The sequence below is a fragment of the Clostridium fungisolvens genome (genome assembly GCF_014193895.1).
Classification (GTDB): Bacteria; Bacillota; Clostridia; order Clostridiales; family Clostridiaceae; genus Clostridium_AR; species Clostridium_AR fungisolvens.
The window spans coordinates 2772591-2792385 of sequence record NZ_BLZR01000001.1 but is presented as its reverse complement, the minus strand read 5'-3'; the positions used below and the strand labels follow the sequence as shown (position 1 = coordinate 2792385).

Annotated in this window: 21 protein-coding genes; 20 read left to right on the top strand and 1 reads right to left on the bottom strand. The window is 32.6% G+C overall.

The annotated features are described in order from the left end of the window. Window positions 1-38: 38 nt before the first annotated feature. Entirely contained in the window at window positions 39-629 is a 591-nt protein-coding gene (locus bsdtw1_RS12165) for an RNA polymerase sigma factor (protein WP_183277829.1), read from the bottom strand. A 254-nt stretch (window positions 630-883) separates the two neighbouring features. Here bsdtw1_RS12165 and bsdtw1_RS23625 point away from each other — a divergent pair, with 254 nt between their 5' ends. From bsdtw1_RS23625 to bsdtw1_RS12075, 20 genes are all read left to right on the top strand, one after another. Further along, window positions 884-1015: a hypothetical protein gene (locus bsdtw1_RS23625; RefSeq protein ID WP_280514144.1), complete on the top strand. Its 132-nt coding sequence runs from the start codon at window positions 884-886 to the stop codon at window positions 1013-1015. Beyond that, window positions 1005-2009, top strand: a complete 1005-nt coding sequence (locus tag bsdtw1_RS12160; protein WP_183277828.1) for a DnaD domain protein — start codon at window positions 1005-1007, stop codon at window positions 2007-2009. Before bsdtw1_RS23625 ends, bsdtw1_RS12160 begins: the two co-directional genes overlap by 11 nt. An 84-nt stretch (window positions 2010-2093) precedes the next feature. Continuing rightward, window positions 2094-2798 carry an N-acetylmuramoyl-L-alanine amidase gene (locus bsdtw1_RS12155; protein ID WP_183277827.1) on the top strand — a complete coding sequence of 235 codons (705 nt, stop codon included), beginning with the start codon at window positions 2094-2096 and terminating at the stop codon, window positions 2796-2798. Between the two features lie 538 nt (window positions 2799-3336). After that, entirely contained in the window at window positions 3337-5583 is a 2247-nt protein-coding gene (locus bsdtw1_RS12150; RefSeq protein WP_308463793.1) for a DEAD/DEAH box helicase, read from the top strand. Between the two features lie 311 nt (window positions 5584-5894). Beyond that, complete coding sequence (locus tag bsdtw1_RS23690) at window positions 5895-6002, top strand: recombinase family protein (RefSeq protein WP_308463792.1); 108 nt, start codon at window positions 5895-5897, stop codon at window positions 6000-6002. 110 nt (window positions 6003-6112) lie between these two features. After that, entirely contained in the window at window positions 6113-6358 is a 246-nt protein-coding gene (locus tag bsdtw1_RS23685) for a recombinase zinc ribbon domain-containing protein (protein ID WP_308463791.1), read from the top strand. Window positions 6359-6406: 48 nt separating this feature from the next. Beyond that, window positions 6407-6787, top strand: coding sequence for a site-specific recombinase (locus tag bsdtw1_RS23680; RefSeq protein ID WP_308463790.1), 381 nt, complete (start codon window positions 6407-6409; stop codon window positions 6785-6787). Between the two features lie 153 nt (window positions 6788-6940). Then, entirely contained in the window at window positions 6941-7162 is a 222-nt protein-coding gene (locus tag bsdtw1_RS12135) for a helix-turn-helix domain-containing protein (protein ID WP_061307109.1), read from the top strand. A gap of 10 nt (window positions 7163-7172) precedes the next feature. Next, window positions 7173-8891, top strand: a complete 1719-nt coding sequence (locus bsdtw1_RS12130; protein WP_183277825.1) for a DUF262 domain-containing protein — start codon at window positions 7173-7175, stop codon at window positions 8889-8891. 56 nt (window positions 8892-8947) lie between these two features. Further along, complete coding sequence (locus bsdtw1_RS12125) at window positions 8948-9454, top strand: hypothetical protein (RefSeq protein WP_183277824.1); 507 nt, start codon at window positions 8948-8950, stop codon at window positions 9452-9454. 27 nt (window positions 9455-9481) lie between these two features. Continuing rightward, window positions 9482-10396: a hypothetical protein gene (locus bsdtw1_RS12120; protein ID WP_183277823.1), complete on the top strand. Its 915-nt coding sequence runs from the start codon at window positions 9482-9484 to the stop codon at window positions 10394-10396. 143 nt (window positions 10397-10539) lie between these two features. Next, on the top strand, window positions 10540-11424 hold the full coding sequence (locus bsdtw1_RS12115) for a phospholipase D-like domain-containing protein (protein WP_183277822.1): 885 nt from the start codon (window positions 10540-10542) through the stop codon (window positions 11422-11424). Between the two features lie 391 nt (window positions 11425-11815). Further along, window positions 11816-12037, top strand: coding sequence for a hypothetical protein (locus tag bsdtw1_RS12110; protein WP_183277821.1), 222 nt, complete (start codon window positions 11816-11818; stop codon window positions 12035-12037). Between the two features lie 12 nt (window positions 12038-12049). Beyond that, window positions 12050-13975: a hypothetical protein gene (locus tag bsdtw1_RS12105; protein ID WP_183277820.1), complete on the top strand. Its 1926-nt coding sequence runs from the start codon at window positions 12050-12052 to the stop codon at window positions 13973-13975. Continuing rightward, complete coding sequence (locus bsdtw1_RS12100; RefSeq protein ID WP_183277819.1) at window positions 13962-14882, top strand: hypothetical protein; 921 nt, start codon at window positions 13962-13964, stop codon at window positions 14880-14882. Before bsdtw1_RS12105 ends, bsdtw1_RS12100 begins: the two co-directional genes overlap by 14 nt. Then, window positions 14875-15642 (top strand): DUF6339 family protein, encoded by a 768-nt coding sequence (locus bsdtw1_RS12095; protein WP_183277818.1) that lies wholly within the window; start codon window positions 14875-14877, stop codon window positions 15640-15642. The genes bsdtw1_RS12100 and bsdtw1_RS12095 overlap by 8 nt, the downstream gene beginning before the upstream one ends. A gap of 429 nt (window positions 15643-16071) precedes the next feature. Further along, complete coding sequence (locus bsdtw1_RS12090; RefSeq protein ID WP_183277817.1) at window positions 16072-16245, top strand: hemagglutinin; 174 nt, start codon at window positions 16072-16074, stop codon at window positions 16243-16245. A 781-nt stretch (window positions 16246-17026) separates the two neighbouring features. Further along, window positions 17027-17746 carry a TRM11 family SAM-dependent methyltransferase gene (locus tag bsdtw1_RS12085; RefSeq protein ID WP_183277816.1) on the top strand — a complete coding sequence of 240 codons (720 nt, stop codon included), beginning with the start codon at window positions 17027-17029 and terminating at the stop codon, window positions 17744-17746. 81 nt (window positions 17747-17827) lie between these two features. Beyond that, window positions 17828-18604, top strand: coding sequence for a DNA-methyltransferase (locus tag bsdtw1_RS12080; protein WP_183277815.1), 777 nt, complete (start codon window positions 17828-17830; stop codon window positions 18602-18604). Continuing rightward, on the top strand, window positions 18588-19511 hold the full coding sequence (locus bsdtw1_RS12075) for a DNA adenine methylase (RefSeq protein WP_244638163.1): 924 nt from the start codon (window positions 18588-18590) through the stop codon (window positions 19509-19511). The genes bsdtw1_RS12080 and bsdtw1_RS12075 overlap by 17 nt, the downstream gene beginning before the upstream one ends. Window positions 19512-19795 lie beyond the last annotated feature (284 nt).

The following is a 19795-nucleotide window of genomic DNA, read 5'->3' as shown; positions in this document are numbered from 1 at the left end:
AAAATAAAGGAAAGCCTGAAGTTATTCACTTCAGGCTTTTAGTTTTTATATTGACTAGGTTCATGAGCGTCCATAATTTTTTTAAGATTTTTCAGAGCTATATTTTTTCTATTTAAAACAGTGCTATAACGTATATTTTTAAGGATTGAATATTCTTTTAGTTGTTTACGTTCATAGAAAACAAATTGTATAAGCTCTTTATCACGATCATTAAGTTGACTTACAAAATCTTTAATACTTCTATTATACGCCTTATTACATATTCTATCTTCAAAATGTTCATCATCCTCAGCAAGTTGACTTACAAATTTGTCATCCATTATTAAAGCTTTGCTTCCCTCTGCGTTAGATCTTTTACAAGAGGTTTTAATCAAGTTATTTATATTATTCTTGATAGCATTTGTTGCATAGCCTATAAACCTATGAGTGTCAAAATTGTATTGGAAAATACACTTGAACAAAGTTTGATAGCATTCATTTCGTAAATCTTCCCTTTCGTAACCATGAATTATTGATGTGCTAGATAATTTGATAATAAAAGGTTTAAATTCATCCATTAACATTATTTGAGCTTTTGAGTCACCGTTTTTAGCAGCAATAGCTAAATTTTCAACTTTGTCAAAATTCATAAATATAACCTCCTAAAATTATGTTTACTAAAAGTAACAAAAATTTTTGAAAAAATTAACATTACAACTGTTATATATGGTTTTAAAGCATATATAACATATAAGGGACAAAAAAATAGATAAAATTAACAAAAAAGTCATAATTAATGTTTAAATTTTTGGTTTTAGAAGGAATATGTTAATGAATTACGAGAGATTTGCAAGTTATTGGCAGAAGTAAGAAATTAACTGTTTAGAATAAGGAGGTTTTTGTTATGAATATAAAACATCTGCAAAACTATATAAAATTTTGTAAAGAGAAGGGACTAAAACCAACTTTTGAGGGACTTGAAGATTTATATGGTCACAAAATTGATGAGAAAGTGAGGAATAATTATGAAATTTAGAGTTGTGTACACAGATTTTTGGAGAGATCCAGTGATAATGGAGGAGATGACGCCTGAGGATAGATATTTTTATTTATATCTTTTAACTAATCCGAGTACCACAAGTACAGGAATTTACACCATAAGTAGAAAGCAGATTGCCTTAGATCTTGGATATAGTGTTGAGACCGTAGATGTTTTTATGGATAGATATATAAATCATCACAAAATTATAAAATATAATACTGAAACAAGGGAGTTAGCACTAAAGAACTGGGGAAAGTACAATTTGGGAAGAGGGGGCAAGCCTGTAATGGATTGCTTAACCAAAGAACTAAGTATGGTAAAGGATAAAAGTCTTATTCAGTATATAGCTGAGAATATTAAAAGCGAACCAATACTAAAGCTTTATAAGAGTTTTTTTGAGGAAAATACTGCCTCTGAACGAATCGTACCACCAGAAGGGGACAATAAGAATAAAGAGAAAGATAAAGATAAAGAAATAGATAAACAAGAAGAAATAAAGAGAGATATAAATAAAGATATAAATATAAATACAGAGATAGAAGATAGCACAAAAGTTAATATTAATAAATCTAACAAAAAGTCTTTTGATGGAGAAGGTGAAACTCTATCTACTAGCCATAGCAATAATTTTTCAGAATATCTTGATGAAGCTGCATTAACTCTCTCAAACTACTATAGGGCTGTTACTGGTAGCATGGAAGGTCTTGACTTTAACCATTTAAAGCTTTTGATTAAAAAACATAAAGCTATCAACGTAGAGCTTGCTATACAAAAGGCATTAGCTTCAAAAAAGTGTTCACTAAGCTACATTAGCGGCATATTAAAAAACTGGGAGAAAGAAGGCTATCCCAGTGATGAAGAAAAATTAAAGGAACCAAAGGTGCCAAATCAAGCTGGAAAGCTTTTAAAGTTTGGAGACTATCCTCAAAGACAGTATGACTATGACAAACTTGAAGAAAAGTTATTGGGCTGGTACTCAAAAAATTAAATTTTGATAATTTTTTTAAAAATTTCTTCGGATAAACTGTTTTGGTGATTCTTCAAGCATATATACAAGTTGGAGGTGGTAATAATGAGTAAAATAAACACAATAGCAATCGATATTGGCCACAACGTAAGCTTTGACGGAGGAGCAGTAGGTTTAAGGACGGAGGATTCACTAAACCTTGAGGTAGGAAGGCAGCTCATTGATAAACTAAGAGCTACTGGACTTAAGGTTATAGAATGTTTGCCACAAAGTGCAAATAGTCTTGTTGATTCACTAAGCAAAAGGGTACAAGCAGCTAATGATGGACATGCCGACTTTTTTGTATCAATTCACCATAACTATTTTGAAGGGGCTCATGGAACGGAGATTTTATGCATAACTGGAGGGAGAGCAGAGGAAGTAACAAAGATAATATTGCCTGAGATAACTAACCTTGGCTTTACTAATCGCGGAGTTAAGGATCGGAGAGAACTTTATGTTCTAAAGAACACCAATATGTCAGCAATACTGATAGAATGCGCTTTTTGTGACAGCCCTATTGACATGAATAACTATAGTCCAGAGAAGATGGCAGAAGCCATATTTAGAGGTATCTGTAAAGCCTTTGAGATTAATGGACCAGTGAATAATACTTCAAGTGATCAGACTAACTATTACACTGTGGTAAAGGGAGACACTTTGTACTCTATAGCTAAGAGATATGGGACTACGGTTCAGAGATTGGTTGAGGTTAATGATATTTGTGATGCAAATGTTATTAGAGTGGGGGAGAGGATGGTGGTTAGATAGAAATTTGTGAAAGAAATTATGATGAAAATATGCACATTTGTGTAATACAACTAGCAGTACATTGTTCAGGAAACAAGTATTTTAACACAATGAAAATTATGGATAAGGAGTAAAATAAGGTATATAATTAAATTGCATTGGTCGTTACTGATGCAATTTTTATATAATACGCTGTTAAAGTACTGTGTTGAAAATAAATGGTTAGTCATCCAACGCTTTAATGAGCTTATGCAAAGAATTAATATGATTTTGTCATATTCCATGGCTAAAACTGTAAACTCACTACGTTCGGACAGTACAGTTTATTAACGCCATTCCATCTGAAAAAATCATTTAATTCTAACAGCTCGCTCATAGAGCGTCTCCTGTATAACCATTTATTTTCAACAATATTCTTAATCATAGTCTTATATAAAAGCTTATAGATATTATACAATTAGTTAGATGATAGAGATTAGGTGCAATTTTACAATCTAGAGAGTTTAGCAATAAAAACATATAGTTATTAAGAAATGCAAAGGATCTCATGGTGGATGAGATGAGTATTGAAAGCAAAGGAATAAAACTAGCTAGTGGGGCTGAAGATAAATTTATAGAACTTTTCTCAGAGGTTTTTGGACCTGAAAAAACTAATAGACTCGCAATACAGTATGGTATAGAAGATATCTATGGTAGAAGTAGATATATTGATTTTGCTATAGTTACTGATAATGAAAAGGTTGCAATTGAGATTGATGGGGAAGGTGTTCATGAGCCAGGAAAGATAAGTCACGAAAAGTATTATGATGATTTATTAAAACAAAACAGCATCATATATAAGAACTGGAAGCTTTATAGGTGGACTGATGGGCAGATGAAGAAATATCCAGATAAGGTTAAGGATGAGATGTTAACTTTTTTAGGTGATTTGATGGAGCAAAACATTTCGGATTATTTGCCTAGTCAGAAAGGAAGTACACTAGAACTTAGAGAGCATCAAGAAGAAGCTCTTGAAAGTCTTAAAAACCTAAGAGCAGCAGGAGATACCATTGCTCTGCTTTATCATGCAACTGGCACAGGTAAAACTGTAACAGCTGTTGAGGATGCAAAGTCTATTGGAAAGAGAACCTTGTTTATTGCTCATACAAAAGAGCTTATTACACAGGCAAATGAAAAGTTTAAAGAGCTTTGGAGTGATGCTAGTTGTGGTATTTACATGGGGGATATTAAAGAAAAAGAAGCTCATGTGGTTTGTGCCTCTATTCAGAGTATTAGTCAGAACTTAAAGGATTTTAACGCTGAAGATTTTGACTACATTATTATAGATGAAGCTCATCATGGTACAGCTGCAAGCTATAAGGATATATTATCTTACTTTAAACCAAGCTTTACTCTAGGTCTTACTGCAACTCCAGAGAGAACTGATGGAGAAGACTTGCTAGAAATATTTAAAAATGTAGCTCACAAACTTGATATAAAGACTGCTGTTGAAAAAGGAATACTTACAGAGATCAGATGTATAAGAATAAAGACAAATATAGATATTTCTGATGTTAGAATAAGAGGAATTAAGTACGATTCTAAGGATCTAGAAAGCAAACTATTTGTTCCAGAAAGAAATAATGTAATTGTAGATACTTATTTAAATTATGTTAAGCACAAGAGGACAGTGGTATTTTGCGCATCTGTAAATAATGCGGAGGATATTGCAGAGCTATTTAGAGAAAAGGGAATTAGAGCTGAGGCTGTATCAGGTGGAATGAAGCAATCTAAAAGAGAGAAATTATTAAAGGATTATGAAGCTGGAGAAGTTAAGGTGCTTTGCGCTTGTGATTTATTAAATGAAGGCTGGGATAGTCCTAGAACAGAAGTGCTTTTCATGGCGAGGCCAACTATGTCTAAAGTAATATACATGCAGCAGCTTGGAAGAGGTACAAGAAAGGCTGAAGGTAAGGATTATTTATTAGTATTTGACTTTATAGATAATGCAAATCTCTTTAATATGCCATTATCCACGCATAGAATGTTTAACTTATCAGATTATATTCCAGGTGGCTTAGTTCTAGGTCAAGGCAACAAGAAAAGAATTGAAGATGATGTACTTAGAAGAGGTGAAAAACCAGTAGAGCTTATTGATCTTCCTGTAGATGTACTAGACTATGAACATATAGATTTATTCAATTGGAATATAGAAGCTCAAAATATGATATCTCAGATGGAGTTCGTTAGAAGAGTTGATGTACAGTCTGAAACTATAGGAAGGTATATTAGAGAAGGAAAAATAGTTGCTGATCTTGAAGTACCATGTGGAAACACAAGCTTTAAATATTTTAAAGAAGAAACATTGGTAAAGTACGCAGAACAGTTTAATTGGGATATAATAAATGACTCAAACATAAAGGAAAAGTTCATAGACTTTGTTGAAAAGATGGATATGTCTTACTCCTATAAACCAGTTCTTCTAATGGCTATGCTGGAACAGTGTGATGATAATGGAAGAGTTCTAGTTGAAGATGTAGTTGATTATTTTATAGATTATTATGAAGATAGAAAATGCAGAGGTCTTCAAGCCGAAAAGAAGAAGTCACTATATAATGATGAAATTATAGATAGGAAGAAAGCAAAGGCAAATATATTTTCTAATCCATTTAAGCGCTTTGAAGACATGAGGTTTTTGGAAAAGTGTAAGGATATTGAATATATTCAGTTTAATAAAAAGATATGGAAGAAACTTAGTAGGGAAGAGAAGAAGTGGATTTATAGAAGGTGTGAGGAAAGACTTGGAGAGTATTTTGGGGAGAAGTAGGAAGATATAAGAGGTATAAGAGGTTGAATAGTGATTGTTTTTAATGGTAGAAAAGTTTAATTAATCAGATTGTGTAGGATATGTTTCCTTATACAAGACAACAAGAACCTGAATCCTTAAGCAAGAACGTAAAGCTTGGATTGCAGTTCCGTTACCAAAACGGTGAGGTACAGGTGAACCACAATCGTTTTATGTGATATACCAAAGATGATGAAGGTCATCTGATTATAGGACCTACTGAGGCAGAGATTGTAGAATGCATATATTTGGAGTATCTGCAATGAGCAAGACTAAAACAAATCGGAGAAAGTTTGGAATCAGATGGTATCCTAACTGTAGCTGGTAAATCAAGATGGAGGCCAGAAACTATAAAGAAAATCCTAAAAAATGAGAAATACATCGGTGATTCCCTTTTGTAGAAGACATAACAGAGGATGTACTTACGAAAAAGCGAGTTAAAAATAACGGTATCGTTCCACAGTATTATGTAGAAAATAGCCATGAAGCCATCATTCCTCGTGACCTTTATATGCAGGTGCAGGAGGAAATGCTAAGAAGAGTTAATCTCCATAGTGGTGCTGACCGAAAGAAAAGAGTTTATAGTAGCAAGTATGCTCTTTCAAGCATTGTATATTGTCCAAAGTGTGGTGACATATATCGCAGAATTGCTTGGAATAATAGGGGCAAGCGTTCCTTTGTTTGGCGATGCGTCACCCGAGTGGAAAATGGTCCAGAACGCTGTGATGCACCTACAGTTGGGGAAACGGAACTTTAAGGGGCTGTAATAAAAGCTATCAATAGGGCACTTGGTGGCAAGGATGATATGCTTGTAGCTTTAGAGCAGAACATTGCATCGGTACTTGCTTTGGAAGATGAAGGTTCTATGGAAAGCATCAATGTTAAACTGGAAGAATTGCAAAGGGAACTGTTGAAACGAGCAAATGCTAAAAAGGATTATAACGACCTTGCTGATGAGATAGACCGTCTGCGAGAACAAAAGCAGAATGCTATGGTTGAGAATGCGGAAAGAGAAGGCTTGAAACAGCGAATTGCCGAGATGCAGGAGTTCCTTTCAGAGCAGATGGAGCAGATAGGAGAATATGATGAATCCCTTGTGAGGCGAATGGTTGAAAAGGTAACGGTTTATGAGGAAAAGTTCTCGGTGGAATTCAAGTCAGGCACAAGCGTGGATGTGGAAAGATAAAAGAATAGGTTGCAGAAGTTAGCACCTTGCAGAAATGCAGGGTGTTTTCTGCTTAGTGAATTTTCAGTAAACTAACATATGAGCATCTTGTGATTATAAACCAAATGGTTTATAATTATAAATATGTGTAAATGATACGGGATGGAGGAAGAGATGAAGACATCCGATATGATTAAGGAATTGTGTAGTAAAAAGAATATAAGTGTTTCTGAACTTGCAAGAAGGATTGGTCAGACACCACAGAACTTCGGTAAAAAAATGAAACGAGATACGGTTACCCTCGATGAATTAAAACAAATTGCAGATGTAATGGGAGTTACATTTGAGCAATCATTTATCCTTCCAGATGGAGAACAGATAAAAATAGGCAATTAGTGAGGTATATATGGCATACGAAAAGAAGAGTATTAGATCTATAATCGAAGATGTTAATAGCAGAAGAATTTATCTTCCCGCTATACAAAGAAAATATGTATGGGCGGATTCTCAAATCACAAGGTTGATGGATTCCATTATGCTTGGTTATCCTATTGGAACTTTTTTATTTTGGAAAGTAAAAAAGACAATAGTAAATCAAAAAGAATATTCAATGTATGAGTTCATCAAAGATTACCATGACCGTGATATGTATAAGAATCCGGCAGCACCACAACCGTTTCCAATTGGCAGTGGAGATGAAACCCTATGGGCAGTGTTAGATGGTCAGCAAAGGCTCACATCACTTTACATTGCACTACAAGGAAGTATAAGTCGAAAGTTACCAAACAAGAGATGGAAGAATGATGATGCATTTCCAAAGAAGGAATTGTACTTTGACCTGCATAGCGAAAAGACAGATGATGATGACATTTCTTACGAGTTCAAGTTTCTAACGCAGGAAGACGCATCCAAGAATAAAAATAATAAAATCTGGTATCTTGTGAAAGATATTTTAAAGTATTCTGCGGAAGACCTTTTGACGGATGTTATTATTCCTAATGGATGGGCTACAGATAAAACAGCAACAAAAAATATATCATTACTTCACACAAGACTTGCGACAGACGAAATAATTAATTATTTTGAGGTAGAGAAGGATTCAATTGATAGCGTTTTGGATATTTTTGTAAGAGTAAATTCCGGTGGTACAGTGCTGTCTAAAAGTGATTTGCTGTTCTCAACTATCGTATCTCATTGGGATAAAGCAAGAGATGAAATAGATAAGCTGTTATCAGAGATTAACAAAAAGGGTGAAGGTTTTAATTTCACGAATGACTTCATAATGCGTACTTGCCTGTATCTATTAGATATGTCAGTAGCATTGAAAGTTGAAACATTTAAAAAAGATAGTGTACTCAAAATTAAAGATAACTGGAACAGTATCCGTCAAGCTATTAAAGATACGGTCGACTTGTTGAATGAATTCGGATTTAATTCTGAAAACATCATATCTTATGTTGCTATTTCCCCTATGGTCTATTATAGATTCAAAGGTGGAAAATTTGATGCAGAAAGTAAATGTGAATTAAGAAAGTACATTGTTATTGCTCAAGTTAAGCAGATTTTTGGTACAGCATCAAATTCTGCGTTAGCAAGTATTAGAGAAGCATTGAAAGCTGCACCTGCAGATTTATTTAAAATGTCAAATCTTAATAGTGTTAGGTTCACCGGGGACAGAACACTTCGTTATACAGCAGATGAAATTGATGCGATGTTTGATACATATGAAATAGGTGCATATACATTTATGTTGCTTTCGCTTCTGTATCCAAACTTAAAGTACAGCCAGAAGGGGTTTCATCAAGACCATATGCATCCACATACTGGATTTGAAGAAGGAAAGATTAATGGCTTAGTATTGTCGCGTGGTTCAGTGATTGATGAAGATACTAAAGAAGAATGGCGTAGAAGAAGAAACACACTTGCAAATCTTCAATTGTTAGAAGGTCGAGAGAACGAATCGAAGAATGCTACTCCACTTGCGGATTGGTTGAAAGTAGATGAAAACTCTGAAAATGCCAAATACCTTCCGGAAGACATTTCCTATGAACTTTCAAATTTTGAAGAGTTTATGGAAAAACGTCAAGAATTAATGAGCAATGCTCTAAAGAACATATTGTTATAATTTTCAATATTTATTACGTTAAAAACGGTAAAAATCTAAAAACGGAGGATAGTTACATGATAGAAAATGATAAATCTGTACATCTTGGTGATGGAGTTGCTGATAAGGTTAAAGAAAATATTAATGAAAATATATCAGATGCTTTGACGCTGTTATCAAATATCGTCTTTGATTACTTAAAAGGTAAAATAAAAGATATACCAAAAGGAATTGAAAAATTGCTTAGTAGTCCAGATGCAAAGCAGGAAATAGTTACTCAGTGGTCTAACCAGCTTTTTGAAAAGGGAATCATTCCTAAGGATTATAATGGTTTACCAGATGAACTCTTGATTGCCAATTTTCATCAAGATGGATATTTGGACGGCTTATATGCAGGTTATGCCCTTGCTATGATGACCCTGGTGGATAATCAGGTAGAGAAAGAATTAATCCTATCGGTAAGAGATGCTATCAGACCTAATTTAGTGGGGCATCACTATAATAATAGAGATGAATTTTATAAGAGATACAAAGGTGAAACATATAGTTGGGTTGAAACGATAGGAAAAACACAGGAAAAATAATCTGAATTCTGTAAATTGGAGGTTTCAATGGATAATAAAGAAATTATTCTATCTAAAATAGCTGAAATATTGAGTAGAAAGGGATTCTTTTTAAAGAGTAATTCCGAGTTCAAATCAAGACTTAAATGTGTTGGGTTAGGAGAATACTTTGATAAATACGCAGATTATTTAATTCCATACTATTATAACAATGGTTATGCCCATAAGTTTGAAAACCCTAATGAAGAATATGATGTATTTCTTGGGTTAGACAGTATTTTCGCTGATTTATATCGCGAAAGTAAAAATGGAGAGATTATATCCTTATTGAAGGAAATAACAAAATCTTTTAATATCGGATATATTACAGAATCACTGATTGATGATTTCGAGGAGTTAGCAAATTTTTATGAGCTGCTTGGATTATCAATAAGTATAGAATATGATAAAGTGATTGTTACAACTTGTATGGCGAGCGATGAACAAAGAGTTGTTGAGTTGTTTTCCGTAGAAAACTGGTTAAAACAAAATCACCATGAAGTCTATGACTCTTATGAATCAGCTATTGATGCTTATACTCAAGGACACGTAGGTGCGTGTATTGAATCGTGTAGAACTTGCTTGGTAAGTATCTTTTCTAAATATAAAGGAACGGAAGATTTTGCTAAGTGGATGCGAGGAATATACAATACCAGTGGAGAAAATACAGTCTCTTCTGCACAAGATTTATCACAGGCCTTAAATACTGATCTTCGTAAAGATGATTTGGCAGATTTCTTTTATGAGAACCGTGCAGGGAAATTAACAAAGACAAAAGCTATTTATATGATTTATTCGATGATGTCTGATTATGGCACACACAGAAACGAATCAACTCAAGAGAATCCTACGATGGAAGATGCATTATTTTCTTTGCGATTAACTGATAGTATTCTTTTCTGGGTATATTCTAAGAAAAGATAGGATGAAAAATTTGTTTGATGAAATATTAGTATAAATTTGACACAAAGCATTTAATTAAATAAGTACAGGTTCACATATTTTTTGTGATTTGGATATATAACTTATATTTAGTGCATGAAATAAATCAGTTGGGGGGGTTAGCATTGACTGGATGCTATTTTACTAATTTAGAGAATATAGTAATGGGCTATTTGAAAAATACTAAACAAAGCATTTATGCAGCAGTAGCATGGATTAATTTTAATATTTATGGTCAAATTTTTTTAGAATTATTAAACAGAGGAATTAAGATAAGAATTTTAATAAATAATGATGGCATAAACCAACGGTATATAAACATTATTGATGACTTAAATTCTAAGGGCGCAGAAATACGACTCGTAAGTTATGCTGGGATTATGCATCACAAATTTTGTATTATTGACGAGCAAGTATGCCTTTTGGGTTCTTTTAACTGGACACAAAGTGCTAATGTAAGAAATATTGAGGATTTAAATGTGTGTGATGAACCACAATTTGTATATAATTATCTTTTAGAATTTAATGCTTTATGGGATTTATGTAAATCAGACATAAGATTGCTTAGAAATCCTCAGATATGTCCAGACTGTCTGAACCCAATTATCAATATTTTGTTCATGGAACCAGAAGGATATTACCAAACAAAAATTGATGTGCTACAGCAGTGTGGGTGCGAACAAAAAATAGTTTACACAGATTATTATGATGTTAGCGTTTATAATAATTATGAGGCGGCTATTCATCAATTTGAAGATGATATTGCAGCTGTTCAGCAAAGCGGAGATGAAGTCACATATTACCAATTGATGGCACAGCAAGATTTTGTAATTTCAAATTATTTATCACTTGTTAGAAACAACAGAATGGGATTGCCAATTATTCATGCAGTTGGAGTGAAATCATGGGAATGGTTCAATAAACATGACGGTGAGTATGTTTATAAAATCATTTGGAAAGAAAGAGGAACCAGTTCATACATTCAGGATAAATACGATATAAGTGAGTGATAAAACGAACTGTAGTCGATATGTTCCCGTAAACGAGAGTAGGTATTTGACAGACTTCCTATCATCTCGAGCCATGTGGAGACTGTCTGCTTGCTATCAAAAAAAACTTGATTTTATGCGGGTTAGTGGGCTTTTTTGAAGAATATGTGTCTGTGTTTTTAGCAAGAAAAAATGTATATAGAACCTGACTTTTTAAGAGGGGTGTAAATTTTTCGCAGCGGCTTATGCTGTGCGCGAATAGTTTACTCCCCTCATTTTTTATTAGTGATATTATTAAATTTAGAAAATGAATAATACAAAACATAAATAAAATAGTAAATATAAAAAATATATACACAATAATTGACAAATGTACTACTAAATGATAGTATATGTACATGGAGGTGGCCAAATGAGTACCCAGAAAGAAGAAAACTTCAAGCGATTAGCTGAAAATAGAACAAATAAAATAATAGATATGCTGCATCTGTTGGGAAACCTATCAAACACGTCAAATTATTCATATTCCGAGGAACAAGTTGAAGCAATCTTTAATGCGATAGAACAGGAACTTGAGGAACAAAAGAATAGATTTGTTATAAAGGAAGAAACAAAGAAAAAATTTAGACTATAGGGGGCGTTCAGAATGACAGAAGAGAAAAAGTGGAGAAGTCCAAATAATGATTTTGGACCGGAGGTTGGTCTTGATAATGGTGATGTAGAAACATTCAAGAAAGAGCCAGAAGAAGCGTTAGCAAGAGAAACTGGTCAGAACTCGATTGACGCAAATCATAAACCACCATTAACGAAAATTGTATATCGTTTATTTGAAGTGGATAGAGATAAGGTTCCGGGAATTGATGAATTAAGTTCTATGATAGAGGCCTGCTATGAATATAAAAAGAATTTACCTAAAGAAGCGGTTCCTTTGAAGAAGATGCTGGCACGTTCTAAGGACAAAAAGATAAAATGTCTCAGAGTAAGTGATTTCTTTACGACGGGACTTGAAGGGGTTAATACAAATGACCCTGAAAAATCATTTTATTTGTTAACAAAAGGATCTGGTATCTCGTATAAGGGTAGTGGCTCTGGAGGTTCAAAAGGTATTGGTAAGAATGCAGCAATTGTCAACAGCAATATAAATACAGTTTTTTATTCAACTTATAACAAAGATGAAGAACGTGGATATATTGGAGTTTCCAAGCTGCGTTCAGCACCTATTCCTGGTGGTGATGGCTTAAAAACTCAAGGTATTGCATATTATTCTTCAAATGAAAAGAAGGAGCCAATACTTGAGGAATTTACTTTAGATACTGAATTTACCAGAGAAGAAGGTAACTATGGAACTGACGTATATATTATAGGTTTTAATGCTGAAACAGACTGGAGATGGTCTATTATTTCTAAGTTACTTGAAAGTTTCATGGTCGCAATTAAAGAAGAAACACTTGTTGTGGAGGTAGATGACATTGTTGTTTCAAAAGAAACATTACCTACGTTAATTACAGATTCTAATCTTAGACGTGTATGTGGAAAGCGTTTGTTTAGAGATATTCAGGCCCAGTATGCTCTTCTGTTTGATGATGATGTTATTCAGAAAAAGATCGAGCTTGGTGAGCTGGGGGAGATTGATGTTCTTGTTAAGAAATATGATGCAAATCATAGCGATTCTGCTACTCAGAAATGTGTTCTTATTAGATATCCATATATGAAGATAAAGATGACAGATACTCTTAGTAAGTTGCCCTTTTCAGCGATGTGTATTATTGGAGATAATGAACTTAATACGTTACTTCGTGCTATTGAGAATCCCCAGCATACAGATTGGGAGTTTAATAGATTAAATGATGATAAGGAACTTAAAAAGAAAACAAAGGCTGCTGAAAGATTGCTACGTGATAGTATAAGAGAGTTTGTTACAGAGGTTATGCTTTCTGATAGCTCAGAGGAAACAGATGTCTTTGGTGCTGGAGAGTTTTTGCCATCTACAGAAAATGGAGAGGTTGAAATTAAAGTAAGAACTATAAAAAAGGATATTGTTCATACTACTAAGGTAAGGAAGAATAAATCAGCGGCGCCAAAGAAAGAAAAAAATAATGAGGATGATGAGACATTTGTACATGAAACCGGAGACATTACTGATGATGGTGATGATGGAAAGGCAACTGGTGGCAATTCAAAAACACCACCTAATCCCAATCCTTATGATGAGCCAAACGACCAGGGTGGACATGGCGCAACAGATGGTGATAAGCCTATTTTGAAAAAGGTTAAATTAGGTGGTATTAAGTATAAGAACATTGTTGTTGATGAGAAGCAGGGAAGGTATGACTTTAGATTTGTTGCACCTCATGATGAGGAAGTGTTCGAAATGGAACTCAAAATGTGCGGCGATGCAAGTGATACCTATGCACTTGAAATTGTGACTGCAGAGGTAAGCGGAGAACAGTGCGAAATTATTGATGGAAAAGTCAGAATGCCTCTGAAAAAGGGTGAGCGTTATGTTGTTAAATATACAACTAACAGAAAAAGTATGTTTTCAAGTGAGGTGTTGATGAATGCTTATAGGTAATAAAATATTTCCTTATCCATTATTGAGGGATAAAGATAACAATGCAGATTACAAATCAACTCAGTTTTTCTTTGATTTTGACAAAGAAAATGACTCTCCGATTATCGTTAACGGAATGCTTGTATTGAAAAATATATTCTTTTTCCTGGATAATCCTGAATTGAAGAAACTGTACGAGAACGGTTATATTAAAGCAATATGTGAAATAGAATGTTCCAATACCGTATATCGAGAATTTTTTGAGTTGTTTGAGACTCCTCAAGACAAAGAGATACCAATTTCTCATTTTGCTAATATCGTTACGATTTCAGCGTATTTGGTTGCAACAAAAGAGATTGAAGATTTTGTAAGTGAAGATTTCGTTGAGGATTTTGAAGGGTATAAGTTCCATATAAACCCTTCGAATATTCTCGCAGCAGACGACGGTATAAAGTTTAGAGTAGATATTAATGAGAGTAATGATAATAAGATGTCATCCATATTTACTATTGTTAATAAAGATGATGCAGAGGGAATTGTTACTTACAATAACGAGCCGGGGAAAATAGTGATATATTTGAATCCGGAAAACTACAATATTTATGATACTATGAAAAATCATAGCATGTACAATAGTATGTTTTTTGCAAATTTAGTTGTGCCGGTCCTTTCGAATTGCTTGCAGGAGATACAACGAGGTTTTGAAGAGACTGATTCAATAGAGGATATATGTGATGATAAGATTTGGTTCAAATCTGTTTTGAAAAGATATTCGTATGTTAAGGGAAAAGAATTAGAATCAGAGGATTTTTACAATATCAATTGTTTCGAACTTGCTCAATTACTTATGAATGAACCAACGGACAAGAGTATAAGAGATTTTTATCAGTTGGCAATTAATGGAGAGGAGGCTTCTGACGATGAGTAAAATTAATATAAAATTTCTTAGCGATGAAGCGTTAGCTACGGTTAAGGGTAATTTAGACAAATTTACAAAAATTATTAAGAACAATCCAACATGTAGTGATGCATTTATTGCTGAGTTACCTGCTGATTATTTCATAGAAAAAAAGTACTTAATTGAAGACTTCGAATTAAAGAGTAGCGTGGATGGAGATTATTCTAAGGTAGATTTTGAAAATGCTGTTATTTTGTATGAACACTTGAAGGATTTGCCGAAGCATGTGCTAGGCAATGAACGTTTCTGGATGTGGATTATACTTGAAAAAGGTTATGCGGCCGGTGTACAAGCAATGCCAATGGATAGTGGTAAGAATGTAATTAAGGACCACTGGATGTTTGGACAAGGCCGAAGAAGAGGTTTGATGTTTGGGGCTTTATCAAGAGTGTTCTATAGAGTATATCTTACAAAAGATGATACGTTAGAGGATACATATTTATTAACAAAGTTTGCTACAGAAAATTATGTGCGTTACAGAGAATTTACCTGGCGCGGATATTCTAATAATAAAAAAATTGTTATAGGTGCATTAAAAGCAGAAATGGCGATGGTTGAGAAATATGGTGAACAAATAGAGACGATTAAAGATATTTATCCTGAAATCGCAAAGTATATTTCTCAGCTTGGAAGTGTTATGCTATTGGATTTTATGACAGAAGATTATATTAAAAATTCTGTAATAGATTTTTGTGAGAATATAGCTAAAAGTAATGGCATTTCGGCGTAGGGATTATGTACATAGCTCATTCAAGTCAAAGTTAGCATAGGATTATACCTTAATTGAGTTCAATAAAATACATATCCCTAAATTATTTTGCTGGAAGTTCTAAAAAGCTAATAAAATTAGCTTTTTTTCTTCTCACGGGTTTAAATGAGTGAATACTAGGGGGTAGTGCTAGTTAAATATGTTATTGTGCTTTTATCCATAAGGTTAGAAGAGAAATCAAGCACGGTAACTAATTAATTAACAAAGATATAAAGCATTAGTATACTTGTGCTCCGATAAGTTGAAAATTGGAGCAATAGTTTAATAAAAGATTTTAGTTAAGTTATATATTGAAGAATTATGGCATATTTGGTATTATTATGATAATACGATTTTCATATTATGTTTACGTATTGTATAATAACAAATAAATTTTTAGGGGGAGTTAATATGCCTTATGGTAAATATGCTGAATGTCCATGTTGTAACAAGATAGCTAAAGGAGAGGCAGATATTGAGGAAGACTTCGGTTACAGAACAATGAATAATGGAAAGATTATTCCACAATCATATTGTCGTGAATGTAGAAGTGCACATTGTGAAGCTGGAAACCCAAAACATTAGTTTTTAAAAATCCAAGAGTATTTTTTAGTAGAATTATATTGGCTTAAATAGAGTTTTTTACTGTGGAATTAATGTTGGAGCAGGTTCGAGAGCTAATTTATTTTATTTAGCATAATGGAAATACAGAGGTTATTGTAATAATAAAAATTGTAGTCTATTTGCAATGACTTTCTTTGATTTGAATTTCATGATTCGTAATGTTCTCGTATAATAATGGTATAAATGTAAATTATAACATCAAAATATCCTAGTAAGGTAACATGGTGCTTTACTAGGATTTATATTTGATGTTTTATTATATATAATAGGACTCGAAAGGTTGTATATTCAAAAGATTATATATTTTTCGAGATATGTAAGTTATAAATACAGTTTCTTTTGATTTCCTAGTAGAATCTACTTTGTTTGTTTTAAGTCCAGCATTTTCATAATAGAGTTGACTACTTGAAGCCATTAGTCCAGAAGTAATTTAAAGTACTTGACCAACGTGCTTGTTTTTGATTAAAATTGTATCTAATCTAATTAATTTGTAAATATTCCTAAAATTAATTTCAACTTAAAGATCCTATTTTTTTATTCTTCTAAAGTAATATGGGTTACTCCTAAAGATATAAGTATGCGTGATGTAATTATATAATCGGTGGTGATTATATATTCAGAAAAAAATTATTATTCAAACTAAGCAGTAATTAATATTTTATGCGCATATTTTGAGTCAATTCAATGACAATAAGTATTTAATTAATGGTAATAGTCAATAATCTAGCAGAGGTGATTATTGATGAGTGAAGTAGAACGAAAATTACAAGGTACCTCTTTATGGAGCTTTCCTAATAGAGGACACTGGAGTGCACATAGGGGTGATTATCCAGGCAATTGGAGTCCATACGTACCAAGAAACATAATACTCAGATATAGTAATGATGGTGATTTAGTACTTGATCAATTTTTAGGAAGTGGAACTACTGCAATAGAGGCAGCTATGTTAAATAGAAGATTTATTGGCACTGATGTTAATGATTATGCGTTGAAAATATCAAAAGAAAGGTGTTATAAATATAATGGTTTCAATATTTCAATTGAAAGAGGAGATGCAAGGAATCTTGTTGCTATAAATGATAACTCAATAGATCTAATATGTACGCATCCACCTTATGCTAATATTATAAAATATAGTGATGATGAAAAAGATGATTTATCCTTATTAACAGTGGAAGATTTCTACAAGTCAATGAAATTAGTTGCTAAAGAATGTTTTAGAGTGTTAAAAAATAATTGTTATTGTGCAATACTTATGGGTGATACAAGAAAGAATGGGTTTATCGTACCTTTAGGATTTAATATTATGAACATATTTATGAATGAAGGATTTTTGCTAAAAGAGATAGTCATAAAAGAACAGCACAATTGTAAGTCCGCTGATAAATGGAAAGAAATAAGTAAGAAGAAAAATTTTCTGCTTATAGCGCATGAATATTTATTTGTTTTAAAAAAGTTTTGAAAGAGCTGTCAAATAGCTCTTTTTTAATGTAAAATAGAAGAGTTAATATATTTGTATAATAATATAATTATGGTGGTTATTATGGCTATATTTAAAGAAAAAAGTAACTTTAAGTTGTATAAAGGAGATTGTAATAGACAATTGATGAAGCTTAATGAGAAGTCTGTAGATTTAATTTTTGCAGATCCTCCTTACCTATTAAGTAACGATGGAATTACGTGCAGTAATGGTAGGATGGTAAGTGTAAACAAGGGTGAATGGGATAAATCAAATGGCTTTAAGGAAGATGTTAAGTTTCATAAAAAGTGGCTTAAAAGTTGTGATAGAGTTTTAAAAGATGAAGGAAGTATTTGGATATCTGGTACTTATCATTGTATACATCAGATAACATATATATTGCTTGAGATGGGTTATTATATAATAAACGAAGTTTCTTGGTTTAAACCAAATGCAGCTCCTAATATGGGCTGTAGATGCTTTACTGCAAGTCATGAAACGCTAATATGGGCAAAAAAAACAAAAAAGTTTAGACATACATTTAATTATGAGCTTATGAAAGAAATGAATGATGGAAAGCAAATGAGAAGTATGTGGTTAATTCCTACAACTCCAAAAAAAGAAAAAATGCACGGAAAACATCCAACTCAAAAACCCTTGGAAGTACTTAAAAGAGTGATTTTATCTTCATCAAATGAAGGTGATGTGATTTTAGATCCATTTGTGGGTTCAGGAACTACAGGAGTTGCAGCACTAATGAATAATAGAAGATTTATTGGAATTGATAAAGAAAAAGAATTTTTAGAATTGACCTATAGAAGGCTAACAGATGAGGAGATTAATAATGGGAATAAGAAATAATGCAAAACCATTTTTAAAATGGGCAGGAGGAAAGACTCAATTGCTAGAGCAGTTTGAAGACTTCTATCCTAGTAAATTAAAAGAAGACAAAATTAATACATATATTGAACCATTTATTGGTGGAGGTGCGGTTTTCTTTAATCTTCAGGCAAAATATAATTTTGATAGAATTGTGATTAATGATATAAATAAAATTCTTGTAATAACATATAAGGTAATACAGAATAATGTAGAAGATTTGATAGAGAAATTAGAAGAATTTCACGATAGCTATCACAGTACAGATGAGATGGAATTTAAAGAAAAATTTTATTATGAAAAAAGAGAACTATTTAACAACTTAAAAATACATGTAGGTGTGGAGGAGTTTAGCAAAAACTGGATAGAACTTGCAGCAATAATGATATTCTTAAACAAGACCTGTTTTAATGGATTATATAGAGAAAATAAAAAAGGTGGATTTAATGTGCCATTTGGTAAGAGACGCAGTGCACCAATTTTAGACGAGGAAAATCTTTTAGAAGTAAATAAAGCATTAAAGGATGTAATAATTCTAAATGGTGATTTTACTGGAGTTGAAGAATATATTAATTCTGAAACTTTCATTTATATTGATCCTCCATATAGACCACTAAGCGATACCTCTAGCTTTAATGATTATTCTAAAGTTGAGTTTAACGATGAATCTCAAATAAGACTTGGAAAATGGGTAAGAAGATTGGCAGAAAGTAAGCAAGTAAAAGTGATGTTAAGTAATTCAGATCCCAAGAATATAGATGAAAATGATAACTTTTTTGATGAGTTATATGAAGGATTTAATATAGGAAGAGTAAAGGCTGTAAGAAACATAAATAGTAAGGGTAGTGGAAGAGGCGCAATCAATGAAATTGCTGTAACTACTTATTAGAGGAGCTAACAGGATAATAGCACATAGAAGAGGTAGAAAGAAAATTGAGTCATGAGGGCTGGGATTTATTCATAGTGTGTAGCGATTATATGAATAAAAATAACTATAAAAAAGTTAAGTAAATCTTTAATTACTTTAAAGAAACGAGTAAAGTTAAGAACATAAAAATTGTATAGTTATATTTTAACGAAGACACTAGAAAATCAAGATGAGAAGATACAAAGTAGAAACAGGGAAGTTTTATATAGTAATGAATTATAAGAAGTAAGAATGTAAAATAGAGT

What these genes read in the sequence shown, in the direction of transcription:
- bsdtw1_RS12165 (WP_183277829.1), bottom strand. Translation starts at nt 629, where the DNA reads ATGAATTTTGACAAAGTTGAAAATTTAGCTATTGCTGCTAAAAACGGT.
- bsdtw1_RS23625 (WP_280514144.1), top strand. Translation starts at nt 884, where the DNA reads ATGAATATAAAACATCTGCAAAACTATATAAAATTTTGTAAAGAGAAG.
- bsdtw1_RS12160 (WP_183277828.1), top strand. Translation starts at nt 1,005, where the DNA reads ATGAAATTTAGAGTTGTGTACACAGATTTTTGGAGAGATCCAGTGATA.
- bsdtw1_RS12155 (WP_183277827.1), top strand. Translation starts at nt 2,094, where the DNA reads ATGAGTAAAATAAACACAATAGCAATCGATATTGGCCACAACGTAAGC.
- bsdtw1_RS12150 (WP_308463793.1), top strand. Translation starts at nt 3,337, where the DNA reads ATGAGTATTGAAAGCAAAGGAATAAAACTAGCTAGTGGGGCTGAAGAT.
- bsdtw1_RS23685 (WP_308463791.1), top strand. Translation starts at nt 6,113, where the DNA reads ATGCAGGTGCAGGAGGAAATGCTAAGAAGAGTTAATCTCCATAGTGGT.
- bsdtw1_RS23680 (WP_308463790.1), top strand. Translation starts at nt 6,407, where the DNA reads ATGCTTGTAGCTTTAGAGCAGAACATTGCATCGGTACTTGCTTTGGAA.
- bsdtw1_RS12135 (WP_061307109.1), top strand. Translation starts at nt 6,941, where the DNA reads ATGAAGACATCCGATATGATTAAGGAATTGTGTAGTAAAAAGAATATA.
- bsdtw1_RS12130 (WP_183277825.1), top strand. Translation starts at nt 7,173, where the DNA reads ATGGCATACGAAAAGAAGAGTATTAGATCTATAATCGAAGATGTTAAT.
- bsdtw1_RS12125 (WP_183277824.1), top strand. Translation starts at nt 8,948, where the DNA reads ATGATAGAAAATGATAAATCTGTACATCTTGGTGATGGAGTTGCTGAT.
- bsdtw1_RS12120 (WP_183277823.1), top strand. Translation starts at nt 9,482, where the DNA reads ATGGATAATAAAGAAATTATTCTATCTAAAATAGCTGAAATATTGAGT.
- bsdtw1_RS12110 (WP_183277821.1), top strand. Translation starts at nt 11,816, where the DNA reads ATGAGTACCCAGAAAGAAGAAAACTTCAAGCGATTAGCTGAAAATAGA.
- bsdtw1_RS12105 (WP_183277820.1), top strand. Translation starts at nt 12,050, where the DNA reads ATGACAGAAGAGAAAAAGTGGAGAAGTCCAAATAATGATTTTGGACCG.
- bsdtw1_RS12100 (WP_183277819.1), top strand. Translation starts at nt 13,962, where the DNA reads ATGCTTATAGGTAATAAAATATTTCCTTATCCATTATTGAGGGATAAA.
- bsdtw1_RS12095 (WP_183277818.1), top strand. Translation starts at nt 14,875, where the DNA reads ATGAGTAAAATTAATATAAAATTTCTTAGCGATGAAGCGTTAGCTACG.
- bsdtw1_RS12090 (WP_183277817.1), top strand. Translation starts at nt 16,072, where the DNA reads ATGCCTTATGGTAAATATGCTGAATGTCCATGTTGTAACAAGATAGCT.
- bsdtw1_RS12085 (WP_183277816.1), top strand. Translation starts at nt 17,027, where the DNA reads ATGAGTGAAGTAGAACGAAAATTACAAGGTACCTCTTTATGGAGCTTT.
- bsdtw1_RS12080 (WP_183277815.1), top strand. Translation starts at nt 17,828, where the DNA reads ATGGCTATATTTAAAGAAAAAAGTAACTTTAAGTTGTATAAAGGAGAT.
- bsdtw1_RS12075 (WP_244638163.1), top strand. Translation starts at nt 18,588, where the DNA reads ATGGGAATAAGAAATAATGCAAAACCATTTTTAAAATGGGCAGGAGGA.